This is a genomic window from Auritidibacter ignavus (genome assembly GCF_003703835.1).
Taxonomy (GTDB): Bacteria; Actinomycetota; Actinomycetes; order Actinomycetales; family Micrococcaceae; genus Auritidibacter; species Auritidibacter ignavus.
Genome location: NZ_RDQR01000034.1, coordinates 1 through 8,027 on the forward strand (window position 1 = coordinate 1; position 8,027 = coordinate 8,027).

Annotated in this window: 7 protein-coding genes and 1 pseudogene; 3 read left to right on the plus strand and 5 right to left on the minus strand. The window is 58.3% G+C overall.

Annotated features, from left to right (window positions below; all coding sequences use genetic code 11):
- Nucleotides 1–200: 200 nt before the first annotated feature.
- The 3 genes and pseudogenes from mobF to DYI20_RS12720 form a co-directional block, all read left to right on the plus strand.
- Nucleotides 201–1,409 (plus strand): annotated as a pseudogene (mobF, locus tag DYI20_RS12710) (MobF family relaxase); the annotation flags it as partial.
- A 165-nt stretch (nt 1,410–1,574) separates the two neighbouring features.
- Complete coding sequence (locus DYI20_RS12715) at nt 1,575–2,549, plus strand: AAA family ATPase (protein WP_244924693.1); 975 nt, start codon at nt 1,575–1,577, stop codon at nt 2,547–2,549.
- 33 nt (nt 2,550–2,582) lie between these two features.
- Nucleotides 2,583–3,452 carry a hypothetical protein gene (locus DYI20_RS12720; RefSeq protein ID WP_243857624.1) on the plus strand — a complete coding sequence of 290 codons (870 nt, stop codon included), beginning with the start codon at nt 2,583–2,585 and terminating at the stop codon, nt 3,450–3,452.
- Nucleotides 3,453–3,583: 131 nt separating this feature from the next.
- Here DYI20_RS12720 and DYI20_RS11825 read toward each other — a convergent pair whose 3' ends face one another.
- The 5 genes from DYI20_RS11825 to DYI20_RS11845 are packed head-to-tail and all read right to left on the minus strand — an operon-like array spanning nt 3,584 to nt 7,407.
- On the minus strand, nt 3,584–4,372 hold the full coding sequence (locus tag DYI20_RS11825; RefSeq protein ID WP_110101394.1) for a helix-turn-helix domain-containing protein: 789 nt from the start codon (nt 4,370–4,372) through the stop codon (nt 3,584–3,586).
- Complete coding sequence (locus tag DYI20_RS11830) at nt 4,335–5,123, minus strand: class I SAM-dependent DNA methyltransferase (protein ID WP_122549563.1); 789 nt, start codon at nt 5,121–5,123, stop codon at nt 4,335–4,337. Before DYI20_RS11830 ends, DYI20_RS11825 begins: the two co-directional genes overlap by 38 nt.
- A 12-nt stretch (nt 5,124–5,135) precedes the next feature.
- Nucleotides 5,136–5,951, minus strand: a complete 816-nt coding sequence (locus DYI20_RS11835) for a class I SAM-dependent methyltransferase (RefSeq protein WP_110101396.1) — start codon at nt 5,949–5,951, stop codon at nt 5,136–5,138.
- Nucleotides 5,951–6,589 carry a flavoprotein gene (locus DYI20_RS11840; protein WP_110123192.1) on the minus strand — a complete coding sequence of 213 codons (639 nt, stop codon included), beginning with the start codon at nt 6,587–6,589 and terminating at the stop codon, nt 5,951–5,953. The genes DYI20_RS11835 and DYI20_RS11840 overlap by 1 nt, the downstream gene beginning before the upstream one ends.
- Entirely contained in the window at nt 6,571–7,407 is an 837-nt protein-coding gene (locus DYI20_RS11845) for a hypothetical protein (protein WP_147472565.1), read from the minus strand. Before DYI20_RS11845 ends, DYI20_RS11840 begins: the two co-directional genes overlap by 19 nt.
- Between the last annotated feature and the right edge of the window lie 620 nt (nt 7,408–8,027).

An 8,027-nucleotide genomic window follows, 5' to 3' on the forward strand; every position in this document is an offset into this window, starting at 1 on the left:
TACGAACAATCTGCTCGGGAGTATGCTTGCTGAACTTCTTCACCATTCATCCATTCTCCCCACCCACAGGCGGGGCATCAATGGACAACACTCAAGTCACCTGGACCTAAAAACCTAGGGCACTCCATCAAGGGCCTGACCCCGATGCAATATCGAAACCAGACCCTTGAGCCTTTAACCGCCTAGAATTAAACCAGTCCAACTTTCGGGGGCTAGTTCAGCACGGCGTGCACCCGGTGACCGGCGCGAAACTCGGCCACGCCTACCCGACCCTGCGCCCACCGCATGAGCGGATTGCTGACCGGGTTGCCAAGCTCAGCCCGGACATGCCGGCTGCGCAACGTGAGGTCGCGATCCAGGACATCCGCGACGAAGAGATTGCACGCAAGCCTCGTGCAGCGATTGCAGGTTTCGACCTGACCTTCTCGCCACCGAAGTCCCTGAGCAGCCTCTGGGGTGTTGCGGACGCGCCGACGCAAGAACTGCTGGCACAAGCCCATCACGCCGCGATGCGCGATACCGTCGCCTTGCTCGAAGGGCGGGTGGCCTCGACCCGGGTCGGCAAGGGCGGGATCGCGAGGATGCCGATCACCGGGATCATCGCCACCGCCTTCGACCACTACGACTCGAGAGCCGCCGACCCGCAGCTGCACACGCACCTGGTCGTCTCGAACAAGGTCCAAGGCGAGGACGGGAAGTGGCGGAGCCTGGATTCGCGGCGGCTGCACAAGGCCACCGTCGCGCTGTCGGCCAACTACAACGCCTACCTCATCGACCACACCGCCGACCTGCTCGGCCTGACCTGGGCACCCGTCGACCGAGGTAAGGACCGGAACACCGGCTGGGAGATCACCAGCATCCCGCCTGAGTTGATCGCGGAGTTCTCCCGCCGCACCACCGGCAGCGTCGGTGTGGAGGGTATCGAGCAGGCGAAGAACCGGCTCATCCGTGACTACCGGGACGCCCACGGGCACGCACCCAGCCCGGACACGATCGCTCGGTTGCGCCAGCAAGCCACCTTGGAGGCCCGGCCCGAGAAGGAGTTGCATTCGTTGGCTGAGCTCACCGCGGACTGGCGGGAGCGTGCAACCCAGCTGCTGGGCACCGATGCAACCACCTGGGCACAAGACGTGTTCGCCCGCGCACCGGAAGCACCTCGGTTGCGTGCCGAAGACCTCGGCGCGCAACAGGTCGAGGACCTGGCATCGGTCGTGGTGATGACGGTCGCGGATCGGCGCTCGACCTGGACGCGGTGGAACTTGCACGCCGAAGCCATGCGCCAGCTCATGTCCACCCGCTTCACCACCCCGGCCGAACGCATCGCAGTGCTGGATCAGATCGTGGCTGTTGCTGAAGCGCAGTCGCTGCGCCTGACGCCCGAGTATGACCGTGCGGTGCCGGGGCACTAGGTCGATCAGAGCGGGAACCGTTTCCAGACTGGCGATCAGGTCGCCTATTCCAGCCAGGAAATTCTCGACGCCGAACACCGCCTCCTGGAGCACTCCGAGGACACATCCGCGCCGCGACTGCCATCTCGGATGGTGGCCCGGCACGTCTCCCGGAAGATCCAGGGCGTGAGGCTGGCCGAGGATCAGGCCGCCGCCGTCACCCGCATCGCTCGTTCTGGGCGGGGCCTGGACCTGCTGGTCGGCCCGGCCGGTGCGGGGAAGACCACCGCGCTGCGCGGCCTGCACCGTGCCTGGACCGCCCGCCACGGGCAGGACTCCGTGATCGGTTTGGCACCCTCGGCGGCGGCGGCCGAAGTTCTCGGCGAATCGCTGGGCGTCCGCGCCGAGAACACCGCCAAATTCCTCTACGAACACGAGAGAGGCCGCTGGGACTTCCAGCCCGGACAGCTGATCCTGCTCGATGAGGCCAGCCTCGCCGGAAGGCTCACGTTGGATCGGATCGCCGAGCACGCGAGGCAGGCCGGGGCGAAGCTGGTGCTCGTCGGCGATCCGGCCCAGCTCAGTTCCGTGGAAACCGGCGGGGCGTTCGGGATGCTGGTGCGCCACCGTGCTGCCCCGCCGACGCTGACCGATGCGCGCCGGTTCGTCCACGAGTGGGAGAAAACGGCCAGCCTCGGCCTGCGCCGCGGCAAGACCGCCGTGCTTGAAGACTACGAGAACCACGGCCGGCTCACTGATGGGAGCATCGAGCGGATGCTCGATGCCGCCTACAACGCCTGGCAACATGACCGCGACGAAGGGCTGGCGACGCTGATGATCGCGGGCAACGTCGAGATGGTCGCCGAGCTGAACACCCGCGCCCGCAAAGACCTCATCATCGCCGGGCACGTCGAGCGCGACGGGACCGGACTGCATGACGGCACCACTGCCGGGGTAGGGGACCTGGTGGTGACCAGGCGCAACGACCGACAACTGAGTCTCGGCCGGTCCTGGGTGAAGAACGGCGACCGCCGGGCCGTCACCCGACGGCTCGAGAACTGGGCGCTGGCCGTGCGCCGCCTCGGACCCGGAGACCACCCTGCCGGGGCTGAGCTGATCCTGCCGGCGGAGTACGTTGCCGAGGACGTCGAACTCGGCTAGGCCACCACCGTCCACCGGGCCCAGGGGGCCAGCGTGGATACCGTGCACGCCCTGGTCGATCCGGAGACCGCGCCCCGGGAGCTGTTCTACGTCGCGATGACCCCCGGCAAGCAGAACAACAGCGCCCATGTGATCCAACCGGACCCGCACGATGTCGAGACCCACCTGGAGCCCCCGGAGCCGCTGACCCGAATCGGGCAGCTGCACCGCGTGCTGGCCCGAGAGGCACAGGTCGAGCGCGTGGCCAGCTACCTCGATGTCGCCCCGTTCCCGGAAGGGATCGCGGACGAGGTGTTCACGAGCCCGCACTACGAACAGCTCGAGGCTGCGGTGATCCGCCACGAGGCCGCCGGGCACGCACCGACCCGGATCCTTGCTCGTCTCGCTCCGCGCTTGCAGTCGTGGACCGAGGAGAAGGACCCCGCGGCGTGGTTGGCCTCTATGATCGACGCGGTCACCACGCAACTGCCACGTCGCAAGACGAGCACACCCGGGCGGGTGGCGGGGCTGATCCCGCGCCCGACCGGCCCCCTGGATGATGACATGCGAGTCGCCCTGCAGGAGCGGGAAGATCTGATCACTACCGCAGCCGCGGCTTCGCTGGATGAGGAGATAGAGTGCGGGGCCGCCTGGGTGGCCAAGCTCGGGAAACCTGGACCGATGTCCCGTGAGCGCCAGCGGTGGCGTGGCCTCGCAGTGCGCATCGCGTTGTACCGCCGGCGCTATGACATCCACGAGTCCGCGCCCCTCGGTGATCCGGACACCGTGGCCTCCCCGCAACAGGCAGCCGAACGGCGGATCGCCCAGATCGCGCACTCGCGACTGTGTTCTCAGCCCCAGTCGAGCTCGTCCCCTCAACCAGACCGGAAGCCAGCACAACGGGCACTGCGCTCGAGCCTCTAGGGTGGAATTTGTGTCTGTTCGCGGATACTGAAGACCAAGAAAGGCGCTACCGAATGACCGAGGGAAGAGAGCCCCGGGGAGCTGAGAGCTAGTACGCCCACCCAGGCATACACGCTTTCCTGCCAAGCGGCTCATTGCTCACTGGACAGCCTTGACAGCACCTTCTCTAGAACTCCTCGTTGCGTAGCGTTCAGGCCCTCGAAAAAGACATCGACCAGAAGCCTTGAAGACAACGAATCCACCGTAAAAGCATCTTTTCCGTTACTCTCGGTATGGCAAGTTGCCGTTGCCCTAGCTTCGGCGAGAGAGTCTGTAAGTCGATTAATGAACTCCCGCAAACGTTCCTCACTTGTGCTGGCATCAATTAAAGCGAACTCCTGGTTTATCTCAGAATAGTCACTAGGCGGAGAGGCAACAAAATGCGCGAAAATCTCTAGTTGTTCCGATGGGAAAAGCGCGCCGAGAAGTACGCCAAGTCTAAGTCGATTTGGCCCATCCACACCTTGAGCTGCCATAAAAGCATCTGGGCTAACATCCGCAGGGACGCCGCGCGTGCGCGCAAGGCGAATTTCCTCCCGAATCGCTTGCAACTGTGAAATCTGGGACTCCAGCTCAAAATCAAGGCTATCGATGAGCCGTTCTTCCGAACCCTGTTCGCCCCGCATCATATCAGCAACATTTGATAGGGAAAATCCAAGAGCAGAAAGCCGACGAATACGCAAAAGCGCCACCAAATCCGAAGTTGAGTACTCCCTGTACCCGTTAGGTCTCCGCCTCGGCTCCTGCAACAGGCCTATGTCATGATAATGACGAATTGTTCGACGCGTGACTCCAGATAATTTCGCAATCTCGCTCGTGCTCAGGGACATATTCCAACACTCATTAAATGGTTGAAGGTTCGTATCGAAACACCAGGACATTCATAAATGAGGCAGTCTCAATCAACGGCGATCCCAAATAGTCGCCATAAGCGTCTACTAGATTGAATCCGCACGATTCTGCAACCTCCCGAACTTGCTCAGCAGGGTAAAGGGATATTTCTTCGACAAAGGAGGTAACCTCATCTTTAACTATCCAGTGCTGGTTAATCCTGAACAATCTCTCGGTGGGACGACTGAAGAACTGGACAATGCCCGAGGCTTCGTTCGAATCATTCTGTTCAAAGCTCGACACAACTGACGCCTCAGTAAATAGTGAATCCAACGCCACAGGGTTCTGAAAATCGACAATGAAAAGTCCGGCTGAGTCGAGGTGCCTGGCTGCCGTCTTGAAGATTTCCGTGAGTGCGTTGTCCTCCAGAGACATGCCCAGGGTGTTCCCAAGGCATATAACTGCAGAGTACTGTTCGCTCAAGCATACCGACCTGACATCGTCGATTGTGAACGTAACACCAGCAAGTTCCGGTTTGGACCGAGCTTGAGCGATCATCTCCGGAGAAATATCCACTCCATGAAGTCGATACCGAGTCAATACCTCGTCCCGCTGCAAGGAACGGGCAATTCTAGAGAGAACCCGACCCGTGCCTACCCCAAGGTCGAGAATACTTGTTCGCTCTGGTCCAATGGTGCTAAGCAACCATTCGGCCGCCTCGTCGGGAAAGCTATCAGGTGCGGTAACTTCGTCATAGAAGCTGGCCGTGAGCTGACCATTAGAAATTACGTGATCAATCATTGTGTTGGCCTTTCAACTAGCCGGGAAACTATCGACCGAACGCTTAACAGCACTGATCTGTGCAACGGGCGCAGAAAGGCCCGGTTGCAGAGGGGCTGGATTGGATATCTCGAATTGCTCGACATAAAATCCAGCACTCTCCAGCTCGACTCGAATAGTGGCTTCGTTCAGTAGCGCCAGTTGGTGACTTGCTAGAATTCGTGAGGTTGGTGCATCCGCGGCATCGACCTCGGCCAGAAAGTAAGTGGTTTGAACAGCATTTTCCACATCGCGAAATACCCCAGACAAGACGTATCCCCGTTCACCACTCAAAAGCGGTAGCCCTATAACGTCTTCCGAATCAGCCTCAGGAGGCAATGGCATATCAAAAACTAAACGACCGCCTTGCTTCAGATGACTCCATATGTGGTGAAACAAGTGAAACCGTTCCGAGTCGTTCAGAAACATAGCCACGGACATCTGACCGGTTACAACAGAATCGTACTCGGCCGAACCAGGAAAATCGAAAACGTCACCGAGAATTCTTCTGACCCGCGCGCCACTCGTGTTCTTTCCTGCTGTCATATCGGGAGATACCTCAACTGCGGTGCACTCATGCCCGTCTTCAGCAAGACCCTCCGCAATACGACCTGTACCGCTAAAAAGATCGAGAACACGTAACTTCTGCTTCCTGCCGATCGCTTTACGATACCACTGAATATCAGAATCAATGAGAGAAGTGTACTCTGCATAAAAGCGGGCGAAGTAGCCCTTATAGAGGCTAGATCTTACGACCCCCGGGACATACGCAACGATCTCCCGAAAAGGTGAGTGCAGTGGCTTGTTCATTAGGATTCCTTCTGAGTATTTGGGTCAGTTTCCAAGGTCTTGCTCATTAATCGCACCACACTGGAAATATCGGCCGGGCCACCAAACTCGCCGGTACGAGTAGCGGCGGTAACCGCTGCTGATGGTTCATGTACCCAATACCCAGACTCCTTGAGGAGCGAGATGTTCCGAACCATCGAGGGTGCCTTCCAGATCTTTTCGGGTACAGAGGGCACCAAGACAACTGGTGACGGCGACACGGCACATGTCATCAGTGCCATGCTGTCTGTCATCGAGTGCGCCAGCTTGCTTAAGAAGTTGGAAGTAGCAGGATATACTAGAACGAGATCGGCCCAAGCGGACAAGGCGCGATGCATGACCGCTGGCGACGAGGCGCCTCCGTCCTGAACAGCTACCGAATGACCGGAAATTGCGGCGATAGCGCGCGTGGAGACCAACGCAGTAGCAGAGTGCGTGAGCACAACCCGGATTGACATCTGTGGATACCATGTTCGTAGGACATTAACCCAACTGGGCAAGAAGGTAACTGAGATTGCGCCCGTTCCGACAATAAGCAACTGCCCACGTTGCAAATTGAGTGCAACAGGGGGTTTAGCATGATTTTGTGGATCAAAGGATGTCATCTTACCCCTTTCCATGGTAATCCTACTTCAGCTGGGTTCTTAGCTACCTTCACAATTGCTGGCCAGAAGATATCAACGGTCTCAGCTGGAGCCATTGGTGCTGATAGACGTCTTTGGACATGGGCCGAGAAGGCCAGCAGGGTGGAATAAAGCAGAAGGTTAGGGTATTTCGGCGAGGAATTTGCGACGGAAACCGCCAGCTTGATCGCCATCTTTGCTTTGAATTCGCTCTTGGCTTGAATGAGTGAAGAAGCCCAAATAAGTTCTTCAATCAGTCTTCCAGCGGTTGCAGCTTTTGGGGCTGCATCGCCGAGCGGTGCAAGCACCATTCCTCGACCTGTTGGATCAAGAATGACTCGGCCGAGTCCGATCGGCACCCCCGGCTTTATCGGATATTTCTCACCAGATTTTCCGACGTTTGACGGTTCACTGACAGTATCAATCGTTTCCAGGACTTGCTGTGAAAGTCGAGTGAGCTTCTCCTGCTCGTCTTTGCTCGTGTCAACGTACTGCCGCGTTCGCCCTATTTGGTCAGAGCTCCATGCAGCCTCCCCAGAAGCGGAGATTGTGGCGAGACAACGTAAGGCGTTCTCATAACAAGCCCAATGTGCTTCGTCATACTCACTCTCGTTGAGAAGGTCATCAATGAGCGCATGGTCTGCGGGCACGTCTTCATAGATCACAGTCCCCTTAGGAGTCTTTGGGCGAATCGAGTCAAGCCCTAACTGCGGTACTGATTCACCATACCTGAACTGCTCCGCGGACAGCTCCCAGGTCCATGCTGATTCGCCTTGTTGGCTAATTCGTCTTGTGCCGATCTTCTCTGTGCTCAAAAGAGGGCCTCATTCCAATTATCGATTCCGATTGCTGTCGCGGATTCTTGGAGGATTGCACAAAGTTCCGGGTGGCGCCACAAGTGGGATAGGACTCGACTAAGTACTCACCGGCTTGCCTAGCCACGGTCACTCCAAAACTTGATGTCACCCCAGCTCGATTCAGACCGTATGGGATTCCGTACGGGCCAATAAGTGCGAATCCAGGACCGTTAAGTTCGATGGACTGGGTTGATGGTGCTGCTTGCTGGAGTGCTTCAAATATTTTACAAGCATCGCCAGTTGAGCAATAAAGTACAGTTTTATCTGGACGTTGTGTCGCGAAATTGGCGAACTTTATCATCCACCGGCTGACCGCTTGGTCCAGCTTATCTATTAGATTCTCTGCGCTGTGGCTACTATTGACCCACGGAATGTACATTCGCAGATCTGGAGACAATGGATTGCCATCGAGGCCAGTTATACTATCCCAGCCACTCAAGAATCCTTTACGGGCTCTTCACAATCGAGGGTGTAGACGGGGGTCTCGGGGAAGTGGCGCGTCGATAGCTGGATAGAGGTCGAGGCCTTCCGATGATGGAAGTTCCTACACAAGCCATCTGAAAGACCTCGACGTGCCT